Below are 23,627 nucleotides of genomic sequence, written 5' to 3'. Positions count from 1 at the left end.
GCCGCTGGCCCTGCAGTCCTTCCTCGATACGCAGGGCACCTCGAACTGGGGCGCCATGTTCGCGATGTCCATCCTGTCCCTCGTCCCGCTGTTCCTGGTGTTCCTCTTCGGCCAGAGATTCCTGGTCAAAGGCTTCGCCACCACCGGCATCAAATAGATCTGGCCAGTCTCTGCACGGACTCTGTGGCAGAGGTCCTCCGGCGCGCTCACGTGGTCCGCGTCTCGCCCACGCGACACTGACGCCCGCGCGGCACTGACCCGCGTCCCGCCCGCGCGGCACCGACCCGCCCCGGCAAAGTTTTCTGCCGGAGGATTGTCGGAAAAATTCGCCCACTCTAACGTTCTGCATGACCCACGACACAGGAGTTCTCGCACTGACGCGGCGAACCCAGCGGCCCGGCCATCCGGCGGAGCCGCGCGGTCGTCGCCGCCGGCACAGGCGGTCCAGCGCAGTGGGGAATTCGTCGATCCGCTGTTCCGGCAGCCGCACGAGCAGAACCGCGCAAAGCCCTCTCGCTCCACAGCAAGGAGATCGTCGCATGACGACGCAGGCCACCATCACCCTCTCGACCCGCGAGCGCGCCGAGGTCGACCGCAACGTCTACGGCCACTTCCTCGAATCCGCCTTCTTCGGCAACATCGAGGGCGGGGTCTTCGACGAGGGGTCCCCGTTGTCCGTGACAGGGCAGGGTGCTCTCGACGGATGCCGCCTCGATGTCATCGAGGCCTGTCGCGAGCTGGGCCTGCCCGTCGTGCGCTGGCCGGGCGGGAACTTCACCTCGGCCTACTGGTGGCGTGACGGGACGGGCCCTCGCGACGAGCGCCCTCGCCGTCTCGAACTGGCCTGGGGGTCAGAGGAGTCCAACCGTTTCGGAACGCCCGAGTTCCTCGCCTGGATCGAGGCCGTCGCGACCGAGGAGGCACCGACCGCGGCATACCTCCACCACGGGGCGCGCAGCGTCGACGACGCCGTGCGCTGGGTGGAGTACACCAACTACGCGGGTCGTACGGAGATGACGGCTCTCCGTGCCGCCGACGGGCACCCCGAACCGTACGACGTGCGGTGGTGGGGTGTCGGCAACGAGATCTACGGGCCGTGGCAGATGGGCCATCGCAGCGTCGAGCGCTACGTCGAGGATGCCCGCGAGCACCTCCGCTTCATGCGGATGGTGGACAGCAGGCTGAAGTTCGTCGGCTGCGGCTGGGAGCGCGAGGAGTACACCGAGAAGGTCATCTCCGGGCTCGGCGGCGAGGTCGACGCCGTCTCCCTGCACCTGTACGGCCTGGACCACCACCTCACGGACCCCTCCGAGGCGGAATTCGACGACATCGTCGCGCAGGCCGTCTATTTCGAGCAGTCGATCGTCGAGTACGCGAACGAGATCGCCTTCGTCGCCGACAGGGCCCACCTGGACAGCGCACCGACGATCGCGATGGACGAGTGGAACAACCGTCACATGGAGTCCGCCGAGCTCAGCGAGCCCGTGCCGGCACCTGAGGGAGGGTTCGCCCCGCACGGGACCGGGGCGATCGAGGACTCCAAACGCGTGAACCGGCACAGCCCGCGCACCCTCGCGGACGCCCTCATGTACTCCGGCGTCTTCCACGCTATCCACCGCGCCGCCGGGCACGACGTGCCCGTGACGATGGCCAACGCCGTCAACCTCATCAACGCGAACGGCATCCTGCAGGTGCGCCCGGAGGGCGTGATCCGCACGCCCCTGTTCCACGTCTGGAGCCTCTACCAGCACCTGTTCCAGCCGGTCGCGGTGCGCGCCGACGTCACCGGCCCCGCGACCTGGCGGCAGCTGCGACTGGGCTCGGAGCGTCAGAATGCTCGCGCCTACCCGCGCTACACGCGACCGGCCGCCGTCAGCCACCTCGACGTGAGCGCGTCGACCTCACGGGACGGCCACACCCTCACGGTCGCGGCGATCAACCGCTCGGCGACCGAGCCCCTCACCGCGCGGATCGCCCGGGAGGACGGGGACCTCCCCGGCGTCGCGACGTGCCACGACCTCGGCGCCTCGGAGACGGACCTGTTCCAGTCGAACACGCTGAGCGAGCCCGACGCCTGCGCCCTGCGTGACCGGGGCGAGGTGACGCTGCACGAGGGGACCTACACCTTCCCCGCCCACAGCGTCACGCTGCTGACCTTCGCTCTCTGATCGACAGGAGATTCACCGACGCGACGACGACGTCGCCCCCGCCCCGGCGCAGAAAGCCCGAGGAGCGGAGCACCGAACCACCGGGCCATCCACGGGTGACCCACCGAGACCATCCGTTCCCAGCGACACTCAACGAAGAGGACAGGAACAATGACTCAGAACATCCATGAGGGAACCGCCTCCGGGTTCACCCGGCGGCGACTCCTGGGGACCGCAGCCCCGGTCTCGATGGGCGCCCTGCTCGCCGCCTGCACGGGCGGCGGTCAGAGCGCCCAGGAGAGTGCACAGACCAAGGACGGGACCCTGCAGTGGTGGGACCAGTTCAGGCCGCTCACCGACCTCTTCGAGGAGGAGCTGTTCGCCCCGTACACGGCGGAGAACTCCGAGGTCACCATTGAGCGCCGCCAACTGGATGCTGCGGACCTCGGCGAGGCGCTCCAGGTTGCGCGACGCAGCGGCCAGATGCCGGACGTCCACTCGAATGCCGGACTCGGCGCGACCCCCGCCGCCCTCATCGGCCAGGGCTGGTTCCAGCCGATCGGGGACAAGGTCGACGTCGACTCCGGGCCGGTCGGTGCGGAGACCTACGACGGCGTGCACCGATTCGACGGGGACCTGTACACCGTGCCGATGTTCTCCGGGCGCATCCACGACGCGACACCCTGGGTCAACACGCAGCTCGCGGAGAGGGCCGGGGTCGATCCCGAGACCTCACCGGCGACCTGGGACGAGTTCCGGGAAGCGGCGAAGCGGATCGACGAGGCGACGGATGCCAGCGGCTTCGTGCTCCCGCAGAAGGACACGCAGTTCCTGGACGGTTTCGTGGGCTGGATCGCCCAGTCCGCGGGGGCGCCCGGGGCGATCGACTGGACGACGGGGGAGTACCAGTTCACGACCGCGCCGTACCTCGACGCCATCGAGTTCCTCAAGTCCTTCGCCGACGAGGGCATCATGCATCCCTCCTCGCCGTCGATGGGGCCACGTGATGCCCGCGCGCGCTGGGCCGCGGGCGAGGTCGGCATCTACATGTGGGGCTCGTGGATCATCGGTGGACTCATGGTCGACGAGCCGGAGTCGGTGGAGCGGGGCATCGCGGCCTGGAGCATCCCGCGGCAGAACTCGACACGGCACAAGCTCACGCGAGGTCCCGGGGCGGGACAGTTCTGGGTCAACGCCGATTCCGCCTACGCGCAGGAGGCGGCAGAACTGCTCGCGGTCATGAGCGGCGAGGACTTCCAGGCGAAGCTCGCCGGGGCCATGGACCAGCCTCCCGTCCTCACGGACGCCGTGACGAACGCCGACGTCCATCCCGCCTACGCCCGCATGGTCGAGCACTTCACCGAGGACGTGCGGATCGCGCCCGTTCCGGAGTCTGGCAACCCCGCGATGTGGAAGGTCGTCGCCGAGATGAGCGACATCCATCCCAACGCCGGGGAGATCACCCAGTCCTACCTCTCGGGGGCGACCGACGACCTGCAGGGAGAGCTGACCGCGTACTACGACGCGATGAACACCGAACGGGAACGGGCCGTCGAGGCCGTCGCCGCACAGGGCGAGGACGTGAGCCTGGAGGACTGGGTGTTCTCCAACTGGGACCGCGAATCGGACTACACCGCCGACGACTACGCGAGCAGGTGAGCGATGAGCTTCGTCTCCGCCGACATGACCCGGAGCGCGCCTACGGCCGCGCCCCGCACCCGGAGGTCGCTCCTGCGCCGGGTCCGTGAGCAGTGGTGGGTCTACCTCTTCCTGCTGCCGACCCTGGTCGGCTACGGCCTCTACACCGTCTACCCGCTCGTGGCCAGCTGGGTGTACGCGTTCATGGACTGGCCGGGATTCGCGATGACCGGGACGTTCAACGGACTGGAGAACTTCGTCCGGCTCTGGAACGACCCCCTCTTCTGGAACTCGTTCGGGAAGTCGCTGCTCTTCCTCGTGGTTGCGATGCCGACGCGGGTCATCCTCGCGCTGCTGCTCGCGCTCTGGCTGAACAGCAGAGCGACGCCCTTCAAGGGCGTGTTCCGGACTCTGTTCTTTCTCCCCGTCGTGACCACCGGAGCGATCATCGGCATCGTCTTCACCCTGCTGCTGGACGCGCAGGGACCCCTCAGCCTCTCGCTGGTGGGGGCGGGGCTCCTCGAGTCGCCCGTCAACTTCGTGGCCCACCCCGGCACGTCACTGTGGGCGGGGGTCGCGGTGTGGGTGTGGAAGTGGCTCGGCATCACGATGATCTATTGGCTGGCAGCGCTCCAGACCGTCCCCACGGACGTCCACGAGGCCGCCCAGCTCGACGGAGCGAGCTCATGGCAGGAGTTCTGGCGGGTGACCCTGCCCCTGCTGATCCCGTTCCTCATCATCATCACACTGATCGACACGGTCAGCGCCCTGAACGTCTTCGACCTCATGCAGACGATGACCGGCGGCGGGCCGGCCTTCTCCTCCGAGGTGATCGAGATCTTCATCTACCGCACCGCGTTCGCGGCTACCACCCCGCAGCTCGGTTACGCCTCCGCTGCGGCGGTGCTGTTCGGGCTGCTCACCGTGATCCTCGCGATCGTGCAGGCGCTCGGCATCCGCGCGGCCCGCGGCATGATGCCGGGAGGGACGTCATGACGCTCACCGATTCGCGTGTCCCCACGACGGCACAGTCGCACCCGCCCGCGCGGCGCCGCCGGCGCCCGGTGAGCGCGCGGCGCATCGTCACCCTCGCACTGCTGGTCGTGATGACGCTGCTGTGGATCTATCCCTTCATCTGGCTCGTCTCGGCATCGCTCAAGCAATCCTCGGAGATCTTCTCCAGCGGCCTGAACCTGATCCCGGAGACGTTCCGCTGGGAGAACTACGCCCGGGCCTGGACCGAGGCGGGCTTCGCGCAGTACTTCCTGAACACGGTGATCATCACCGCGGGCACGATCGTCATCGTGGTGGTGCGGAGCGCCCTGGCGGGGTACGTGCTGGGGCGCTTCAGCTTCCCGGGCAAGAAGATCCTCATCGGCATCTTCCTGGTGACGTTCTTCCTCCCCGAGGGGTACACGATCATCCCCGTCACACAGCTCACCGACCAGCTCGGCCTGCTGAACACGCACGCGGGCGTGATCCTGGGCCTCGGCGCCGGCGGCCACATCGCCTCCACGCTGCTGTACGCCGGGTTCTTCCGCGGCCTGCCGAAGGAGCTCGAGGAGAGCGCGAAGCTCGACGGGGCGGGCGCGGTCCGCACCTTCTTCCAGGTGATGCTGCCGCTGTCCTGGCCGATCACCGCCACCGTCACGATCCTGACCTTCCTCGCGGCATGGAACGCCTATCTGCTGCCGCTGGTGTTCACGCTCAGCACCCCGGATCTGCAGACCCTCGCGATCGGCATGACCTCCTTCGTCAGCGACTACGGCCAGGACTGGTCGGGGATGGCGGCAGGCGCCGTGATCTCCCTGGTCCCGGTGGTGATCGTGTTCGTGATCCTGCAGAAGAAGTTCGTCGACTCCATCGCAGGCGCGGTGAAACAGTGACCCCCACGGAAAGGACGGCCATGCCACGGCCGAACATCCTGCTCATCTCGACCGACCAGCAGCGCTACGACATGGTGGCGGCAGCGGGGAACCCGGCGGTGAGCACCCCGCACCTCGACCGGCTCGCCGCGCAGGGCGCGCTGTTCGAGAACTGCTACGTGCAGAACCCGGTGTGCTCCCCCTCGCGCGCCAGCCTCATGACAGGCACCTACGTTTCCTCCCACGGCCTGTACGAGAACGGCGTCGACATCGCCCCGGAGACCCGGGTGTTCTCGAAGGACCTGGCCGAGGCCGGGTACGACTGCGCCCTGGTGGGGAAGTTCCACCTGCATTCCTGCTACCACGGCCGCACCGAGCCGCGGCTGGACGACGGCTTCCGGGTCTTCCGCTGGGCGCACGATCCCTACCCGGGCTCCAGCGAGAACGCCTATCACCGCTGGCTGCGGGCGAGCAGGCCGGAGCTGTACGAGCGGGCGCTGGCCGAGGCCGGCCTGTTCGACACGATGCCCACCGAGGCGCACTACAGCCGCTGGATCGCGGAGGAGACCATCTCCTTCCTCCGCACCGACCGTCGCGAGGAGCAGCCCTTCTTCTTCGTGGCGAACTTCTTCGACCCGCACCACGGCTTCGGCGCACCGGAGGAGTACCTCCGCCGCTACGACGACGTGGAGCTGCCGCCCGTGAACACCCGCGAGGGCGAGCTCGAGGACAAGCCCGAGATCCAGCGCCTGACCTCCGAGCACCGCGGCGGCGGGATGCCCAGCTACGTCGAGCACACCGACGCGGAGCTGGACGAGGTGCGCCGGGCCTACTACGCGATGGTGAGCCTGGTCGACGACGAGGTGGGACGGATCCTCGCCGTGCTCGACGAGGAAGGCCTGGCGGAGAGCACGATCGTGGTGTTCACCAGCGACCACGGCGAGCTGCTCGGCGACCACCAGCTGCTGCGCAAGGGCCCATTCCTCTACGACTGCTCGGTGAAGGTGCCGCTGATCATCCGCTGGCCGGGCGTGGTCCCGGAGGGCACGCGCAGGTCGGAGCTGGTGCAGTGGGTGGACCTGGCCCCCACCTTCCTCGAGGCAGCGGGCATCGAGCGACCTCGCGCGATGCAGGGGGAGAGCCTGCTGCCCTTGCTGCGCGGGGAGCCGGTGGACTGGCGGGACTGGGCACTCAGCCAGTACCGCTCCAGCGGGGACCCCGCGAATCCGGCGGCGCACCTGACGATGCTGCGCCACGACCGGTGGAAGCTCATCGCCCACCACGGGGCCCCCAGCACCCCGCGCGAGCGCACCGGAGAGCTGTACGACCTCGAGACCGACCCGGGGGAGCTGGTGAACCTGTGGGCCGACGAGGCGCATCGCGGGGTGCGGCTAGACCTCATGGAGCGGCTCCTGGACGTGCTGGCGGGGGTGGAGGACCGGCGGCAGGTGCAGCTGGCGCCGTGGTGAGCCGGGGGCCGGCGGTGGCGCCGCCAACAGGTGCGCGTCTCGCTGAGATCGACGGGTAGAGCCCGGCCGGCCCGAACTCGGATGTCAGGGCCATCTCGCAGACTCCCCCTGACGATCCGCCGAGCAGAGCGGATCACTGGGCGAAAGGGTGCGCCGACGTCGACGGCGCGGGTGATGACATGGGGATGTCGCCGTACGGTTCTGCCGGCGGAGCGCCGGACGACGGAACAGCTTCTGCCTCGAGACGCACGCACGGTCATGCCGCGCAGGGAGCTGCGCCGCTCGCGCTCGCGGCGCTCATCGTGTGCATCGCCGCCTTCGTGCTCGGGTTGGTGCCGCTGCTCGGTGCGGTGCTAGGGCTCGTCGGCATCGTGCTGGTCGTCATCGCGGCCCGTCGTGGGCTCGCGACGAAGCGCACCTACGTCGGCGCGCTGGCGGCAGCTCTCGGCGCACTGGCCTCGATCGCCACAACTATCGCGCTCGTGGGCCTCGTGCTGAGTCCGGAGGGGTCCGGCCCCTCGGAGCCGACGGCAGCCGCGGGGGAGGCCGGGGAGGTCGACGAGGGAGCAGAGGTGGACGCCGAGCCGTCGGGCCAGGCCACAAAGGAGCAGACATCTGCCGAGGCGGATCCGGCGACGGACGACCAGCCGGCCACGGAGGACGAGCCGGTCTCCACGCCGACGACGCCCGCCGAAGCGACGGAAGAGCCCGGCCCGACGCAGGCCGGGGTGCCGGACGTCAGCACCTACGAGGAGCTGGACGAGCGCACCCTCGCGCAGATCGTCAAAGCCCCGGACGACCACATCGGGCGCCAGGCGATCGTCTACGGGGTGATCACGCAGCTGGATGCGGCGACAGGAAAGTGCTTCGTGCGGATCTCTCTCGCTGCATCCCCCCAGGACGACTGGTACGACTACGAGCACAATTCGGTCGGCTTCGCCGGCGACGGCGAGTCCGACTGTCCGGTACTCGACCCCTTCGTCGCCGACGACGAGGTGAAGCTGTGGATCACCATCGGGGGGAGCATCAGCTATGACACTCAGATCGGCGGCAGCACGACCGTTCCCGCCTACCTCATCGGCGACGCTGAGCTGCAGTGAGATCCCCACCGAAGAACACCCATCAGAAGAACAGGCGGGCCTCTCCCTGGTTGATGCGCCGGGCCGACACCCCTCACGCGAGCCCCAGCGTCCGCTCGAGGAAGCGGTTGCGGAACGTCCCGCCCGGGTCCGCGGCCTCGGCGAGACGGCGGAAGTCCGCCAGACGCGGATAGTGCGCCTGGATCTCGGGGCCCTCGAGCGAGAACCACTTGCCCCAGTGCGGGCGCGGTGAGAAGGGCGCGAGCGCAGCCTCGACCACGGGGAGCACCTCCAGCACCGATTCGGGGTCATTCGCCCAGGTGAAGTGGATCCCCAGGGAGTCCCGACCGTGGGACGGGCTCAGCCAGAGATCGTCGGCCGCGACCGTGCGCAGCTCCGAGACCAGCACCAGGTGCGCGAAGCGCTCGGCGCAGGCGCGCAGCGCCGCGAGGGCCTCCGCCCCGTGGCGGCGGTCCACGAAGTACTCGGTCTGGATCTCGTCGCCGCGACTCGGGTTCGCGTCCGGCCGGAAATGGGGCAGCCGCTGCCACCACGGGCCGGGCACGCCGCCCTGGACGGTCTGATGGGGGAAGTGCCCCTCGGCGATCTCGCCGGGGACGCTCAGCGCCCAGCGCGCGCCGTATCGCGCAGGGTCCAGGGTCCCGTCCCAGTGGTCCGTGCGGGACTTCAGCCATACCTTCCCGGCAACCTCGGTCGAGCTCCAGTCCGGCATGATCGAGACGCTGTAGGCGGCGGTCATGATGTCCTCGACGCCCTCGAGCAGTGACGCCCACGGCAGATCGAACCAGACGTCCTGGCGGACCTCGAAGGAGGGCACGAGGTCGAGGGTCAGGGCCGTCGTGATGCCGAGCGCTCCCAGCGCGAGCACCCGGCCGGCGAAGTCGGGATCCTCCTCGCGGGTGCGTCGGCGCAGCGCGCCGTCCGCCTCGACGGTCTCGATTCCGCGCACGGCGGCGGACAGGTTCCGATGGGCCACTCCGGAGCCATGGGTCCCGGTGGAGACGGCACCGGCAACCGAGATGTGGGGGAGCGACCCCATGTTGGCCAGCGCCCACCTCGTCGGACCCAGCTGTGCGGCGAGGCGGCCGTAAGAGGTCCCGCCGGAGACGGTGACGGTGCCGGCGTCATCGTCGAGCTCGAACCGCTCGGGCAGGCCCAGCACGCTGACCAGGCTGCCGTCGGTATCCGCGATGTCGTTGAAGGAGTGCCGGGTGCCGAGGGCCCGTATCCGGGAGGAGGCGGCGACGGTCTCCTGCAGCTGCTCCACCGTGCTCGGCACCAGCAGTTCCTCTGCGGCGAAGGAGTGGCAGCCGGACCAGGTCGAGCCGGCGGCCTCCCGCTGCACCGGCCGGGCCGGCGGAGTCGAGGCCTCGAACCTCATCGGGCCTCCACCTCCCGGGCGCCGCCGGCGGTTGTCGACGGCTCGCCGTCACGGTCCGCCAGATCGGTGCGGTACGTCTCGCCGGCCCACCAGATGCACAGCGCGCTGATACCGCAGGCGAGGATCAGGTACGCGCCGGCAGGCCACCAGGAGCCGGCCAGGGCCGTCAGGCCCACCGCGATCGCCGGGGTCGGTCCGCCGCCGATCAGCGCGGAGCCCTGATAGACGATGCCGAGGCCCGTGTAGCGCACACGGGTGCCGAACAGCTCGGCGAACAGGGCGCTCTGGATGGAGAACATGAGCCCGGTCCCGAAGGCGTGGACGAGGATGATGATCGCCCAGGTGGACAGCGCGTTGCCGAGCGAGATCACCGGGAAGTACAGCAGCCCGCCGCCGATCGCACAGATCACGATGCCGGTGAGGTAGACGGGCCGGCGGCCGAAGCGGTCCGAGACCCTCCCCGCCGCGGGCAGGACGAACAGCTGGACCGCAGCGGAGATCACGAACCCGGTGAGGATCAGGCCGCTGTCCATCCCCAGGGTGCTGGTCACCCAGGAGACGGCGAACACGTTAATGATATTGAAGGTCACCGCATCGGCCATGCGCGCACCGATCCCGATCAGCACCACCTTCGGCTGCTCGACCAGCAGCGCGAACAGAGGAGCGCGCTTCTGCGCGGTGCTGTCCTCGGTGAACGCCGCGGTCTCCGGCAGGTGCTTGCGGATGTAGAAGCCCAGCAGCAGGAACGGGCCGCTGAGAAGGAACGGGATGCGCCAGCCCCAGGTGAACAGCGCCTCGTCCGGCAGCATCGTCACGACCGCGAAGATGCCGGTGGAGGCCAGCAGGGCGGCGGGGGTGCCGAGCTGGTGGAAGCTGCCGGCGAGGCCTCGTCCTCCCCGAGGCGCGTTCTCGAGCGCGAGCAGCGAGCCGCCGCCGTATTCGCCGCCGATGCCGATGCCCTGCACGAGGCGGAGGGCGATCAGCAGTGTCGCTCCGAGGCCTCCCGCGACCGCGTACGAGGGGAGCAGGCCCATCAGGAAGGTGCCTCCGCCGATCAGGAAGACGGTGATCAGCAGGACGGGCCTGCGGCCGATCCGGTCACCGAAGTGCCCGAAGATGATCGCGCCCAGCGGCCTGGTCAGGAAGGCCACGGCGAAGGTGCCGAAGGACTGGAGGAGGGCGACCGTGGGGGAGGCGTTGGAGAAGAAGACCTGGGGGAACACGAGCGCGGCGGCCGTCCCGTAGATCCAGAAGTCGTACCACTCCAGGAAGGCGCCGGTGAAGGCTGCGAAGGTGGCCCGTCGGGAGGTGACCGAGGGGGCGGGGGCAGTGGGGGATGCGGACATCGTCGTCGACCTGCTTTCGTGTCAGGACCCGCCACGGTCCGTGGGGGCCGCCGCGACGGCTGTACCGCTCGCGACCCCTGGGACGGTAGGAACCCACGTTTTTTCCGGCAAGACTCTGACGGAAAACTTCCGTCGCGCGACTCTGGAAATTCGAACTTTTTTCGTCGGAAGGTTGTCGGAAAAAAGCCTCGTGCCTAGCCTGACCGCATGTCCACACCCGAAGGCGGTCAGGTGCTCGTGCGATGGCGGCACGAGGAGCGAGTGCTCGCCGTGCTCCGCGAACGGGGTGCCCTGCGCCGCGCGGAGCTGGCGGCACAGGTTGGACTCTCCCGCACTACTCTCTCCGACATCGTCGGGGGCCTCCTCCGGCGTGGAGCGCTGCAGGTGGTCGCCACCGACGCGGGATCCCGGCAGGGCTCGGGCCGGCCGGCCGAACTGATCGCGCTCGACCCGCGCTCGGGCCAGTACCTCGGGATGGATTTCGCGCACGCGGCGGTGCACGTCGCGGTGGTCGACGCCAGCTACGAGATCATCGCCGCCCAGCACCGGCCGCTCGGCACCGGCGCCCCGTGGGAGGAACGCATCGCCGCCGCCCTCGCGCTCGTCGACGAGATGGAGCAGGGCGGCACCCGCTTCGGGGCGCTCCAGGGCGTCGGCGTGGGTCTGCCCGGGCCGTATTCGCCGTCCTGGAGCGGGAATCATTCCTTGGCCCGTGAGGCCTCCGCCCGTGCTCGCCGCGCCGTCGAGAGCGCCGTGCGCGAACGGTTCGGGTTCACCCCGCTGTTGGACACCAACACACGGCTCGCGGCCCTGGCCGAAGCGGTTCACCGGGACACGGTCGATGACGACCTCGTCTACCTGCGGATCGCCGCCGGGATCGGCGGCGGGGTGGTGGTGGGCGGCCGCCTCGTGCACGGGGACCGCGGCCTCTCGGGCGAGCTGGGGCATGTGAGCGTCCGACGGGACGGCCGGACCTGCCGCTGCGGCAAGCGCGGCTGCCTGGAGACCGTCGCCTCCGTCCCCGCCGTGCTCGAGACCTGCCGCGAGCGCGGGCTCGCCCTGAACGACCTCGCCGATCTCGAGCGCGCCCTCGAGCGCGCCGAGCCGATCCTCGAGGAGGTCCTGCGTGAGGCGGGGACCGTCGTGGGGCAGGTGCTCGCCGGCACGATCCTCGCACTGAACCCGGCGGACATCGTGGTGGGCGGGACGCTGCCGCGGATCGCTCCGGTGTTCGTGCAGCAGGTGGCCTCGACGATCACGTTCGAGGTCCACACGATCGACGGCGCCCGCCCCCGCGTGCGCGTCTCCGAACTGGGCGACTCCGGTGGGGCCTCGGGCGCGATTCTCGCTCTGGTCCACCGCACCTCCCTGCTCGCCGACTACCCCGGAACGCGCAGCACACCCTCCGTCCCCCGACTCCGAAGGAGCCCCGCATGACCGACGGCCAGCGGACCAACATCCTCTTTCTCATGACCGATCAGCATCGGACCGACACCCTCGGCGCCTACGGGAATCCCTGCGGGATCACGCCCGTGCTTGACGATCTGGCCCGCACCGGCACCCGCTTCGACCGCTGGTACACCCCCACCGCGATCTGCACCCCCGCCCGGGTCAGCCTGCTGACCGGCCAGGCGCCGTTCCGGCACCGGGTGCTGGCCAACCGCGAGCGGAACGTCGGCTACCTCGAGGATCTCGACCCGGGCACGTTCACCTTCGTCGACGCCCTGCGCGATCACGGCTACAACACCGGGCTGGTGGGGAAGTGGCACGCCGGGGCGCAGCAGGAGGCGCGTGACGCCGGCTTCGACGGCCCGGAGCTGCCCGGCTCCGCCTGGCACAACCCCGTGGAGGCGCAGGACTACCTCGATCACCTCGCCGAGCACGGACTGCCGCCGTACGAGATCAGCGACCGCATCCGCGGAACCCTCCCCAACGGCGGCCCGGGGAATCTGCTCGCGGCGCGTCTGCACCAGCCGCTCGAGGCGACCTTCGAGCACTATCTCGCGACCCGCACCATCGAGCTGCTCGAGACCTACGCCGAGGACCTCCGGCGCGGCGCGACGCCGTTCTTCCTCCAGCTCAACTTCTTCGGTCCCCACCTGCCCTACGTGCTGCCCGATGAGTACTTCGACCTGATCGACCCCTCCCAGGTGGAGCTTCCCCGCTCCATCGCGGAGACCTTCGCGGCCAAGCCGCCGGTGCAGGCCAACTACAGCGCGCACTGGACCTTCGACACCATGCCGATCGAGACCACGCGCAAGCTCATCGCCGTCTACTGGGGCTACGTGGCGATGATCGATCACGAGATCGGCCGCGTCATGGAGGCGCTGGAGCGCCTGGGACTCACGGACGACACCGCGGTGTTCTTCAGCAGCGACCACGGCGAGTTCACCGGGTCTCACCGTCTGCACGACAAGGGCCCTGCGATGTACGAGGACATCTACCGCACCGCGGGGCTTCTCCGGGTTCCGGGCGGGGCAGCGGGCCAGGTGCGCGAGGAGTTCGTCAGCCTCCTGGACTGCACCGCGACGATCCTGGACCTCGCCGGCCTGGACCCCTCTCCCGCGGTGGATTCCCGCAGCCTGCTGCCACTGGCCCGCGGGGAGCATCCCGAGTGGGACGAGGACATCGTCTGCGAGTTCCACGGACACCACTTCCCGTACCCCCAGCGAATGCTCCGCACCGACCGCTACAAGCTGGTGGTCAATCCGGACTCCGTCAACGAGCTCTACGATCTGCACACCGATCCGGACGAGTTGCTGAACGTGCACGGCCATCCGGAGATGGCTGAGGTGCGCAGGAAGCTCACCACGAGGCTCTACCGGCGCCTGCGCGATCGCGGCGACAATTTCTACCACTGGATGACGACGATGTTCGAGGTGGGCGAGGTTGATTACGACCCCACTCAGTCGGGCCTGGACGAGTCGACCTATGCGGCCGAGGCGCGCTGAAGGCGGGACAGTGTCCGCTGGCGCCGCCGTCCGCCGCGGCTCACCCCGCCGGATCCCGCGGCTGTACGGGCCGAGAGTATGGGCGTCACGCCGGCAGTTCGTCCCCCTGCTGGGGATATGACGGCTGCGCCCCATGTCGCGTCACCGCGTAGGCGCCCACCCGCACTGCTCGCCTACACGCCTGGGCCGCGCTCTCGCCCCGGGCGAGACCCACGGCCAGTGCGCCGACGAACGCATCACCGGCGCCGGTCGTGTCGACGGCCCGCACCGCCGGTGAGCCGATCTCGGTGACCTCTTCGTCGGCCACCACGAGCGCGCCGCGAGCTCCCCGGGTCATGACCACGCTGCGCACGCCTGCTTCGCGCAGTAGTCGCACCGTGGCCGCATCATCCTCCGGGGCGGTGGTACCGGCCAGAGCGGTCAGCGCGAGGCGTCCTTCCGATTCGTTGACGACCAGGGGATCGGCTGCGGCGAGCGTCGTCTCGTCGACGTCGATCACCGGCGCGAGGTTCAGCAGGAAGCGGGTCCCGGCTTCGGTGCTCAGCTGTGCCAGCTGATCCACCGCAGCGGCGGGGATCTCTCCCTGGGAGACCACGAGATCGCTGTCCTCCACGGCGGATCTGAGCCCGTGAACGTCCTGCGCCGTCCACGAGCCGTTCGCCCCGGGGATGATCACGATGTTGTTCTCGCCGACGTCATCGACAGTGACCACGGCCAATCCTGTCTCGGATCCGGGTACCTGGGTCGTCGCGCTGAGGTCCGTGCCGGCGCGGCGGAGCAGGTCAAGAGCGAGGTCGGCATCGGCCCCGGTGCGGCCTGCGAAGCGGACGTCGCCGCCCAGGCGTGCTGCGGCGCAGGCCTGATTCGCCCCCTTGCCGCCCGGTGACCGGCGCGATCCCGTCCCGGCGAGGGTCTCGCCCGGCTCCGGGTGACGCGGCACCGCGAGGACGAGGTCGACGTTGACGGACCCGACGACGAGGAGCCGTCCCTCTGCGGTCCTGTCCTGATCGGCGATCATCGAGGTCACTGTCCAGGACCTCCGAGGTATCGCTGGGGATTGGCGGTGATCAGCCGTTCAGCCTGCGCAGGGTCCACGCCACGTACTGCCAGCAGCTCCAGGAAGACGGTCGGCACGAGGAGTAGACCGCTCCCACCCAGGCGGCTCCACATCTGCTTGAGGAACAGGTCGTGGCTGAGCAGGAGCTGGTCGCCGTACCCCAGGGCGATCAACCGGGCGACGGCGTCGGCGGTCTCACTGATCGAGGGCGAGACCCCCTCACCGGGGAACGAGATGTCCAGGCCGATCATGTCGAACTCGAGCCAGACGCCGCTGTCCAGGAGGCGGCGCTGGTAGTCGACGTCCGCCCCGGAGGGGTCGCTGTGGGCGAGGGAGATCTGCGCTGGATCCGCGCCCATCTCCTCCACGGCGATCTCGAGTACCTCGCCGCCGCGGCGCTGCCAACCGGGCATGTGGATGTTCATCGCCGTTCCCGGTCTGTCGTGCTGAGCGAGCGCCGCAGCTCGGAGGCTGATCCGCTCGCCGTCGGTGAAGTCGGGGGAGACGCCGACCTCGCCGATCATGCCGGCGCGCACTCGCTCCTCGCCGACGCCGACGCCGTCGCGGAGCTCGCTGAGGATCTGCTCCGCGAGTTCATCGACGCTGTGCGTCGTCAGACGATCTCCCTCGAACTTCTCCAGGTAGGCGCCGGTGGACATCACCACGTGCAGCCCGGTCTCCCGGGAGAGCCGGAGGAGGTCTGCGGGGGAGCGACCGATCGCGTCGGACCCGGTGGCGTCGACGATCGTGCCCCCGCCGACGCCCTGGAAGGCGACCGCCTCAGATCGGACTCCGGCGGGATTCTTCGAGGCGACGTTGTCGGCGCTGCAGTACGGATCCTGCTTGAGAGCCCACTGCAGCGACGCGTCCACGGGGTGATCGGCGAGGACCTGGCTGAAGGAGTACGTCGGGTCCACGAGGCACGAGCTCAAGTCGTTGAACAGATGCTCGTGGGGAAGCACTACGCCGAGCTCAGCGGGATCGACGGCACCCGCCACCGTGTGCACCATTCGGGACGACTCCGTCATGGGCGCGCCTCCTGCGATTGCGGCTCCTGCCCGTCGTGCGCGGCCAGCTGCCGGGCACCGTCCTGCGTGCGCACCTGTTTCGAGGGGATCATGGCGATCGCGGAGGCCCACAGCGCCACCAGGGCACCGAGGATCGTCACGCCGTGCACGGTGCCCATGCCGGGGATCAGCGCGTCGATGAGGATGGAGCCCACCAGCTGCCCTGCCGTCGAAGCAAGGGCGAGGAGCAGCAGTCCCAGACGTCTCACCAGGATCGCCATCAGAGCGATCGAGGCCAGTCCCAGCGGGCCGCCCAGATACATCCACCAGGTGTCCGGCAGCGCGAAGCTCGCATGCCCCGTGCCCAGGCGGATGAGGTACGCCGCGGTGAGGAACACGAAACCGATCAGGAAGTTCCACGTGATCGCGACCAGCATCGACCCGGCCAGCTTGCCGACGTTCGAGTTACCTGCGGGCTGCCAGCCGGCGAGCAGGCCGCCGGCGAAGGGCAGCGCGACGAGTGCCAGGGCGTGGGGCGTCTCGAAGTTCGGGGAGACGACCAGCACCGTCGCGACGACGGCGAGAGCGGCACCGAGGATCCGGAAGAAGCTCACGGCCTGCTTGAACTGGACACCGATGGCGAGGCGGTCGCACACCACGCCGGAGATGACCATGCCGGAGATCAGCGCGGTCTGGAAGGTCGCGACGCCCAGTGGCCCTACCGAGATCCCCTCGGACAGGACGATCACCGCCCCGCACAGCCCGGCGAAGAAATTCGGCCACGGGATCGTGCCCCGACGCAGATGGCCGGGGAGGCTCGCGAAGGCGCGGCGGGTCGAGGCCCGCGGAAGAACGATCACGAACATCAGCAGCAGGCCGCTGCCGAAAGAGACGATCGAGGCGAGGTGACCGTCACCGAGATCGGCGCCGAGGCGCCCGTTGACGGCGGATTGCATCGGCCCCAGTGTCCCGGCGAGCACGGTGAACAGAACGAACAGGCCCAGGGAGGCCGTCTTCGCGACGGGCGGGCGATCGTGGACGACGTCGTCGGAGGTCGTGTTCATCTCACGCCACCTCGTCCGAGTCGTCGCCGGCCAGCCAGATCATGGCCTGGCTGAACAGCGTCGCATAGCCGGCCCAGTCCATGAACTCCTGGGGGGCCCAGTGCGGGGAGATGTCCGAGGCGAAGGCCAGGGTGCGCCCGGCGCCGACGGTGCGGACCGCGAGCAGCGGGTGGCCCTCGACCTCGGCGAGCACGGTCGCGTCGTCCGTGGCGACCAGCTCCTGGTACCCGAGCAGGATTGGCCAGGTCGCGTCGAGGCCGGCGACGACGGGGTGGTCGGTGCCGGTCAGCGTGCCCTGCACGCCCTGCGGGGACTCCACGCGGTCATCCCAGCGGTGGATGCTCACCGGCAGGACCTCCTCGACGGCGGTGCCGGCGTAGTTCGCCTTGGCGCCGAAGCCCTGGAAGGAGAGGTAGCCACCGGCCATCATCAGCCCGCCGCCGTCACGGACCCAGTCACGCAGCAGGTGCAGACGGTTGGGGGCGGGGCGGCCCTGGTCGAAGACCCGCGGCGGCAGCAGCAGCGTGTTGGCGCCGATGTCGGAGAGCAGGACGACGTCGTAGGCATCGAGCTCCTCGCGCGTCTGGGGGAAGAACTCGGCCACATCGTGGGAGCGCAGGTGGGTGACGTCGTGCCCCTCGGAGCCCAGTGCATCGAGAAGCCGAGCGCACCCGATCTGCACCTGGGTGTGGGGGAAGGGGTCGTACCCCTTGTGGTCGATGGTCGCGCTGACCCACGACTCTCCTGCCAAAAGCACCTTCGCCATGTGGTCCTCCTCGGACTCGTCCGTATCTGCGTTGCGCAACAGTTGCGCAATGACCGTGTGCCCTGACACTAGAGCGGTGGCGTTCGGATCGCAAGCCACTCCCGCGTAGCCTGTCCAGGCGTCGCCACCGGAAGGGAACTCATGTCGATATCCGCCGTCGCCCGGGAAGCGGGTGTCTCGACCTCGACCGTCTCGCGCTTCCTCAAGGGTCAGCTCCGGCTCAGCGGAGAGACCGAGAGCCGTATCAGGACGGCGATGGAGGCCACCGGATTCGTTGCGCCGCGCAGCAAGGTGGGGCACGTCGCGCTGGTCATCCCGGAGCTGTCCAATCCCTACTTCGCGCAGCTGACCCAAGCCCTGACCGACGCCGCTCACCACCGTGACCTCGAGGTCTCAGTGCTCGTCTCGGACGGACTGGAGGCCCGGGAACGCAAGATCGTGACCGCCTGCTCCCAAGGCCGCGGCCTGGGAGCCGATGCCGTCCTCTTCGTCTCGATGACCGGGAGCGGAGCCCTGCTCGCCGAGGTGCCCGACGATTTCCCCTTCGTCGTGGTCGACGAGAAGCTCGACGGGCCGCTGGCCGAGAACCGACCGTTCGTGGGCGCCGACAACTTCGAGGGCGCCTACCGGGCGACCACCTTCTTGCTGAGCAAGGGGCATCGTCGTATTGCGCACCTCGCCGGTCCGGGCCGCCTCGGCTCGGCCCGGGATCGGCTGCGAGGTCACCTGCGGGCGTTGCGCGACGCCCACCTCGAGGTGGATCCGCATCTGGTGCTCGAGGGGACGTACTCCGAGTCGTTCGGGGCCAGCGCCCTCTCCCGCGTCCTGCGCCTCGAGGATCCGCCCACGGCGGTCTTCGCCGCGAGTGACATCGTCGCGGTCGGTCTGGCCGCAGCCGCGCCCATGCACGGCCTGCGCATCCCCGAAGATCTCTCCCTGATCGGGTTCGACGGGATCGATCAGGGTTCCTGGGTGACGCCCCGGCTGAGCACCGTCGTGCAGCCGCTGGCCGAGATCGCGCGGCAGGCGCTGGACCTCGTCGAGGCCGCCGGCAGCAGTAGGGAGCCAGCGACGCACCTGCTGCCGATGGACCTGAAGATCGCTGAGTCCGTCAGCGCGAACGCGACCTCACCGGCGTGAGAGCAGTACCTGCGTGAACAGGTCGGTGGCGGTCGTGAGCTGAGCGAGCTCGACACGCTCGTCCACGGAGTGCATCTGCGTCGCATCCCCCGGCCCCCAGACGACGATCGGGATATCCGGACAGAAACCCTGCAGCACCGACCCGTCGGTGAAATACGTGACCGGAGTCGGGTCCAGGGGTGCGGGCAGCGAGCGGACGAAGGGCGCCTGGGGATCGGTGCGCAGCGCGGCGAGATCGAGGATCGTCTCGACCTCGTCGATGCCGTCGACCTGTCGCCAGTGCTCCAGCAGGGGAGCCGAGTCCGCGACGGTCCGCTGGTCCACGGTCGCGAATGCCGTGGCGGGGACGATGTTCGTGGCATCGCCGCCCTCGAATGTGCCGATCGAGACGGTCTCCTCGCCGAGCGCCGTGTCATGGCGCAGAGGCGCGGCGGCCAGGGCGGGCCCCAAGGCCTTGGAGAGCCGGAGCACAGCATTGACCCCGCGCGCCGGGGCGGAGCCGTGCGCGGCGCGACCCCGGGCGATCAGCCGCAGCCAGCTGGCGCCGCGATGCGCGCACCGCACATCCAGAGCGGTCGCCTCGGGCACGATGATCCCCGTCAGGTCCAGATCCGCGATCGCCTCCCCGGTGCGCTGCGCACCGAGCGATCCGATCTCCTCGTCAGCGGTGAGCAGCAGGTGCCCGCCCGTGCCCTGTGCTGCGGCACGGGTCAGCGCGGCGGTCACCGCGGCGAGCCCGCCCTTCATGTCCACGGCACCTCGTCCGTGCAGGTGGGTGCTGTCCATCTCGCCGCTGTGGGGATCGCGTGACCAGCTGCTCGGCTCGCCCACCGGCACCGTATCGGTATGGCACGCGAAGAGCGGCGCGGGGCCGCTCGGCCCGAGAGAGATCAGGGTCCACGGTCGCTCCTCCCCGCCGGTGCTGATCCGGGCGCCGGGGACGTGCTCGGAGAGGAGAGCTGAGACGTGCTGCTGGATCGCCTGCATGCCGTCGGCGTCGGTCGACGGGCTGGGGATGCGGACCAGATCCGCGGCGAGGTCGACGGGGTCGATCAACGGGGCCTCCGGGGTGAGGGCGTCAGGGGATTGAGGCGCCGCAGGAACGTGCCTCCCGGAGCGAGCGTACCGAGGTGCTGGTCGGCGTCGCGACGGCCGCGCCTGGGCCCGCCGGACTCGGTCGCGTGACGGGATCTACCGCGGTCTCTCGTACCGAAGAATCATGAACGGCTCGAGGGGACCAGGACCTTCACTCCGGCATCGGCCAGGGCCGTGGCCAATGGCGCCGGTGGCGGGCGTCGGCGATGAGGTAGTCGGCTGCTGCCAGCGCGGGGCGACCTCTGCGAAGAGACGCTTGTCGAACTTCGAAGCTCGGCCCCGTTGCGTCAACCGTTTGACTTCCCTAGCGTTCCGGATCAATCGATTGACAACGCGTGACGAGACACGAGGGAGGGAGTCGTGATGGTACGAATGCGGGATATCGCCGACCAGCTCGGCATCTCGGTGTCGACGGTGTCGCTCGCCCTGAACCACAAGGACAAGGGGCGGGTGAACCCGCCCCTTGCGGAGACTATCCGCGCGACGGCGAACCGGATGGGCTACCGACCCAACCCCCATGCGCTCGGTCTGAAGCTCAGCAAAAGCCATGCGATCGCCTTGATCTGCTACACGGGGCCCGATGATCCCTTCCTCTCCGGGCTCACTGGCGGAGCGCAGGCGGCAGCAACGGAAGCCGGGTACATCCTCATCACCATCCCCGTCACAGACGCCTCGCACGCTGAAGAGAGCGCGATCCAGACCGCGCTGCAGCGCGACGTCGACGGGATCATTTTCGCTGCCGACTACTACCGCCGACGGAACATTCCTACAGTCCCGGACACCACGCCGTTCGTGTTCCTCGACTGCATCAGTACGGGGTCGGACCCCGTTGTCACCGAGGTCATCGCGGACGAAGTTCAAGGGTCCTACGAGGCCACATCCCACCTGATCTCCGCCGGCCACACCCGTGTCGGTTACGTCGGTGTCGATGACGACAGGTACATCGCTCGGCACTTGCGCGAGAAGGGCTTCCGCGATGCCGTGCGGGAGCAACTCGGAGGCAAGGTCAAGCCGTTGATTATCAACGCCTCGGATCCCTCCATCTCCGCGGGCGAAGCGGCGGCCGCGTGGCTCTTCGCCCGCCCGGCAGCAGAACGACCCTCGGCGCTGTTTTGTTTCTCAGATCGCACGGCCTTCGGAGTCGCACAAGCAGCCCGGCGCCACGGATTATCTCTCCCTCAGGATCTCAGCATCGTCGGTTTCGACAACGTCGAGTACACCTCCGAGTTCTTCTCACCGCGCCTGACCACCGTCGAACTGCCTCACCAACGCATGAGCTCCGAGGCAGTGAGGCAACTTGTTCACCTCATCGAGGACCCCCGTTTGGACCGGCGCCGCGTCAAAGTCCCCTGTCCACTCATCCGCCGCGACTCCGTCAGCTCTCACCCCAACTGAAAATCACCCCTTACGAAAGGTAAGAACGATGACGTTCACACGACGCCAGACCCTCGGTGCCCTCGGCGCCGCCGCTGCTCTCCCCGCGATGTCCATGGGCTTGACTGCCTGCGGGTCTTCCGCAGAAGAGGATGGTACGTCGCTCAAGGTCCTCCAGTACGAGGATCCCACTTCCGCTCAGGGCCAGGGCTGGAAGCGCGCTCTGGAGATCTTCAAGGAGAAGCATCCCGACGTCACTGTCGACTTCCAGCAGACCAGCTTCGATGCGGTTCGCCAGAACGCGAAGATCACCCTGTCCGGGAACGAAGTTCCTGATGTCATCGAGTTCAACAAGGGCAACGCCGACGGTGGCCAGCTCGCCGCGCAGGGCCTGCTCACCGATCTCACCGAGACGGTGACCGCGCGTGGATGGGACGCGAAGGTCAGCGACTCGATGAGCTCCTTCGCGCTGTACGAGGACGGCATGGCCGGCTCGGGCTCCTGGTTCGGGGTCCCCAATATCGGTGAGTACGTCACGCTGTTCTACAACCAGGACCTCTTCGAACAGCACGGCATCTCCCCTGATATCAGCGACCTCGACGGCCTCGAGGCGGCTATGGACACGCTGCTACTCGCGGGCGTCACCCCCATCGCGAGCTCCGCTGCCACCAGTCAGGGCTTCAACCAGATGTGGATCTGGTACTCACTGGTCTCCGCGATCGCCACCCGCGACGAGATCGACGACTTCATGTTCGTGAAGAATCCGGTCGACTTCTCCTCGAGCCCCTGGGCGGAGGGCACGGAGCGTTTCCAGTCCTGGATCGAGCGCGGCTATGTCGGCACCGATATCGCTGGTCTGAACTTCGAGCAGGCCACGGTCAACTTCCTCAGCGGCAACGCCGCAATGGTCGTGTGGAACCACGGTGTCTTCCACCGCGCTGTGGCCGAGGCGGACTTCGAGTGGGGGTACATGACATTCCCCGGCGCGAACCTCGTCATGGGCTCCTCCGGACACCTCTGGGGAGTTCCGGAGCGCGCCAAGAACAAGGAACTCGCGTACGAGTGGATCGACATCACGCTGTCCGAAGAGGTGCAGAACCTTATCGGCGAACTCGGTGGGCTGCCCATCGCGGGCAACCCCGCAGCGATCACCGATGAGCGCACCCGGGAGTACACCGAAGGATTTGTGGAACTGATGGACGGCAACGCCTTGTCGTACTACCCGGACTACCCGGTCATCGGCTTCCTCGACTTCATGCAGGAGCATATGCAGTCCATGTCCAACGGCAACGAGACAGCGCAGGAATACCTCGATGCGCTGCAGTCCTTCTACGACGAAGGCACCCAGCAGTGACAGCGTCCACTCAGCTAGCCACCCGCCCCGCGACGCGACCCAAAACCGGTCCTGGCCGCGTATCCGGTCACCGCGAGACCTACTGGCCCTACCTCCTGCCAATGGCGATCGGGTTCGTCGTCATCGTGCTCATCCCGCTTGTCGCGAACGTCGTGATCAGTCTGTTCGACTGGCGCGGCGGCGCCGCCGACATGGAATGGGTAGGCCTGGGCAACTACGCCGAGCTGCTCCAGGACGAGAACTTCTGGATGTCGTTTACGAACTCGCTGCTCATGATCGTTGCAATCGTGGTGGTCCCCACCATACTCGGCCTGATCATCGCTGCACTCCTGTTCAACCTGATCGCACCCCGCTACGGAAGCCGCGTGGCGAGCTTTCTGCGCGGCAGCTTCTACCTCCCCCAGATCCTCCCGATCGCGGTTGCCGGCTTCATCTGGAGCTGGGTCATGAACACCGACGCCGGCGCGGTCAACTCGTTCCTCAAGGCCATCGGCATCGCGAATCCTCCCGACTGGCTCGGAGATCCGGCGATCGCGATCGTCACCGTCATGCTCATGATGGTGTGGCTGAAGATCGGATATCCGCTGGTCATCTTCATGGCAGCGCTCGGCCGCGTGGATCCCTCGCTGTATGAAGCCGCGGATCTGGACGGCGCCTCCTGGTTCCAGCAACTACGGCGCATCACCATTCCCGAGATCCGCCCAGAGATCTTCATCGTGTCTCTCACCGCGACCGTGGCGGCGCTGAAGGTCTTCGCGCCGATCCTGACCTGACTTGATGCACGGTGATGTCGCTGGCGAGCTATCAACCCGTTGACCTGGAGGTTTGTGGGTCGAGGTGGGTGATTCGGGATACTAACGGGGTGGCGTTCGT

Annotated in this window: 19 protein-coding genes and 1 pseudogene; 13 read left to right on the top strand and 7 right to left on the bottom strand. The window is 68.6% G+C overall.

What is annotated here, in order from left to right; genetic code table 11:
- From ACFQRJ_RS12930 to ACFQRJ_RS12900, 7 genes and pseudogenes are all read left to right on the top strand, one after another.
- A pseudogene (locus ACFQRJ_RS12930) lies at positions 1-157 on the top strand (carbohydrate ABC transporter permease); the annotation flags it as partial.
- Between the two features lie 382 nt (positions 158-539).
- Positions 540-2,168 (top strand): alpha-L-arabinofuranosidase C-terminal domain-containing protein, encoded by a 1,629-nt coding sequence (locus ACFQRJ_RS12925; RefSeq protein WP_377019564.1) that lies wholly within the window; start codon positions 540-542, stop codon positions 2,166-2,168.
- A gap of 150 nt (positions 2,169-2,318) precedes the next feature.
- Positions 2,319-3,806 (top strand): ABC transporter substrate-binding protein, encoded by a 1,488-nt coding sequence (locus tag ACFQRJ_RS12920; RefSeq protein WP_377019563.1) that lies wholly within the window; start codon positions 2,319-2,321, stop codon positions 3,804-3,806.
- A 3-nt stretch (positions 3,807-3,809) separates the two neighbouring features.
- Entirely contained in the window at positions 3,810-4,781 is a 972-nt protein-coding gene (locus ACFQRJ_RS12915; protein ID WP_377019562.1) for a carbohydrate ABC transporter permease, read from the top strand.
- Positions 4,778-5,671 carry a carbohydrate ABC transporter permease gene (locus ACFQRJ_RS12910; RefSeq protein ID WP_377019561.1) on the top strand — a complete coding sequence of 298 codons (894 nt, stop codon included), beginning with the start codon at positions 4,778-4,780 and terminating at the stop codon, positions 5,669-5,671. Before ACFQRJ_RS12915 ends, ACFQRJ_RS12910 begins: the two co-directional genes overlap by 4 nt.
- A 20-nt stretch (positions 5,672-5,691) precedes the next feature.
- Positions 5,692-7,119 carry a sulfatase-like hydrolase/transferase gene (locus tag ACFQRJ_RS12905; protein WP_377019560.1) on the top strand — a complete coding sequence of 476 codons (1,428 nt, stop codon included), beginning with the start codon at positions 5,692-5,694 and terminating at the stop codon, positions 7,117-7,119.
- Positions 7,120-7,421: 302 nt separating this feature from the next.
- Positions 7,422-8,219, top strand: coding sequence for a hypothetical protein (locus ACFQRJ_RS12900; protein WP_377019559.1), 798 nt, complete (start codon positions 7,422-7,424; stop codon positions 8,217-8,219).
- A gap of 73 nt (positions 8,220-8,292) precedes the next feature.
- Here the strand turns inward: ACFQRJ_RS12900 and ACFQRJ_RS12895 are convergent, their stop codons facing one another.
- Together ACFQRJ_RS12895 and ACFQRJ_RS12890 are read right to left on the bottom strand one after the other, a co-directional pair.
- The gene (locus tag ACFQRJ_RS12895; RefSeq protein ID WP_377019558.1) at positions 8,293-9,600 is read right to left on the bottom strand and encodes a D-arabinono-1,4-lactone oxidase; all 1,308 of its coding nucleotides are present in this window, start codon (positions 9,598-9,600) and stop codon (positions 8,293-8,295) included.
- Positions 9,597-10,946, bottom strand: a complete 1,350-nt coding sequence (locus ACFQRJ_RS12890) for an MFS transporter (RefSeq protein ID WP_377019557.1) — start codon at positions 10,944-10,946, stop codon at positions 9,597-9,599. Before ACFQRJ_RS12890 ends, ACFQRJ_RS12895 begins: the two co-directional genes overlap by 4 nt.
- Before the next feature lie 207 nt (positions 10,947-11,153).
- Between ACFQRJ_RS12890 and ACFQRJ_RS12885 the strand changes: the two genes are divergently transcribed.
- Both ACFQRJ_RS12885 and ACFQRJ_RS12880 read left to right on the top strand, forming a co-directional pair.
- A complete protein-coding gene (locus tag ACFQRJ_RS12885; protein WP_377019555.1) occupies positions 11,154-12,383 on the top strand; it encodes an ROK family protein in 1,230 nt (409 codons plus the stop codon).
- The gene (locus tag ACFQRJ_RS12880; RefSeq protein WP_377019554.1) at positions 12,380-13,897 is read left to right on the top strand and encodes a sulfatase-like hydrolase/transferase; all 1,518 of its coding nucleotides are present in this window, start codon (positions 12,380-12,382) and stop codon (positions 13,895-13,897) included. Before ACFQRJ_RS12885 ends, ACFQRJ_RS12880 begins: the two co-directional genes overlap by 4 nt.
- Before the next feature lie 85 nt (positions 13,898-13,982).
- Here ACFQRJ_RS12880 and ACFQRJ_RS12875 read toward each other — a convergent pair whose 3' ends face one another.
- The 4 genes from ACFQRJ_RS12875 to ACFQRJ_RS12860 are packed head-to-tail and all read right to left on the bottom strand — an operon-like array spanning position 13,983 to position 17,791.
- Entirely contained in the window at positions 13,983-14,915 is a 933-nt protein-coding gene (locus ACFQRJ_RS12875) for a ribokinase (protein WP_377019553.1), read from the bottom strand.
- Positions 14,916-14,920: 5 nt separating this feature from the next.
- Positions 14,921-15,982: a phosphotriesterase gene (locus tag ACFQRJ_RS12870; RefSeq protein ID WP_377019552.1), complete on the bottom strand. Its 1,062-nt coding sequence runs from the start codon at positions 15,980-15,982 to the stop codon at positions 14,921-14,923.
- Positions 15,979-17,025 (bottom strand): DMT family transporter, encoded by a 1,047-nt coding sequence (locus ACFQRJ_RS12865; protein WP_377019550.1) that lies wholly within the window; start codon positions 17,023-17,025, stop codon positions 15,979-15,981. The genes ACFQRJ_RS12870 and ACFQRJ_RS12865 overlap by 4 nt, the downstream gene beginning before the upstream one ends.
- A gap of 1 nt (position 17,026) precedes the next feature.
- On the bottom strand, positions 17,027-17,791 hold the full coding sequence (locus tag ACFQRJ_RS12860; protein ID WP_377019549.1) for a glutamine amidotransferase: 765 nt from the start codon (positions 17,789-17,791) through the stop codon (positions 17,027-17,029).
- Between the two features lie 141 nt (positions 17,792-17,932).
- Between ACFQRJ_RS12860 and ACFQRJ_RS12855 the strand changes: the two genes are divergently transcribed.
- On the top strand, positions 17,933-18,931 hold the full coding sequence (locus tag ACFQRJ_RS12855; RefSeq protein WP_377019548.1) for a LacI family DNA-binding transcriptional regulator: 999 nt from the start codon (positions 17,933-17,935) through the stop codon (positions 18,929-18,931).
- Here ACFQRJ_RS12855 and ACFQRJ_RS12850 read toward each other — a convergent pair.
- Positions 18,920-19,987, bottom strand: coding sequence for a M20 family metallopeptidase (locus ACFQRJ_RS12850; protein ID WP_377019547.1), 1,068 nt, complete (start codon positions 19,985-19,987; stop codon positions 18,920-18,922). The two genes, ACFQRJ_RS12855 and ACFQRJ_RS12850, sit on opposite strands and share 12 nt — an antisense overlap.
- Positions 19,988-20,398: 411 nt before the next feature.
- On the opposite strand from ACFQRJ_RS12850, the gene ACFQRJ_RS12845 reads away from it, so the two are divergent.
- The 3 genes from ACFQRJ_RS12845 to ACFQRJ_RS12835 all read left to right on the top strand — a co-directional run bounded on the left by ACFQRJ_RS12845 (position 20,399) and on the right by ACFQRJ_RS12835 (position 23,527).
- Entirely contained in the window at positions 20,399-21,421 is a 1,023-nt protein-coding gene (locus tag ACFQRJ_RS12845) for a LacI family DNA-binding transcriptional regulator (RefSeq protein WP_377019546.1), read from the top strand.
- Between the two features lie 28 nt (positions 21,422-21,449).
- Positions 21,450-22,754, top strand: a complete 1,305-nt coding sequence (locus tag ACFQRJ_RS12840; protein ID WP_377019545.1) for an ABC transporter substrate-binding protein — start codon at positions 21,450-21,452, stop codon at positions 22,752-22,754.
- A 101-nt stretch (positions 22,755-22,855) separates the two neighbouring features.
- On the top strand, positions 22,856-23,527 hold the full coding sequence (locus tag ACFQRJ_RS12835; RefSeq protein ID WP_377019543.1) for a carbohydrate ABC transporter permease: 672 nt from the start codon (positions 22,856-22,858) through the stop codon (positions 23,525-23,527).
- Positions 23,528-23,627 lie beyond the last annotated feature (100 nt).

Origin of the sequence: Brachybacterium sp. GCM10030252, from assembly GCF_042666535.1 — a bacterium.
Taxonomy (GTDB): domain Bacteria; phylum Actinomycetota; class Actinomycetes; order Actinomycetales; family Dermabacteraceae; genus Brachybacterium.
This window is presented reverse-complemented; position numbering and strand designations above follow the sequence as displayed.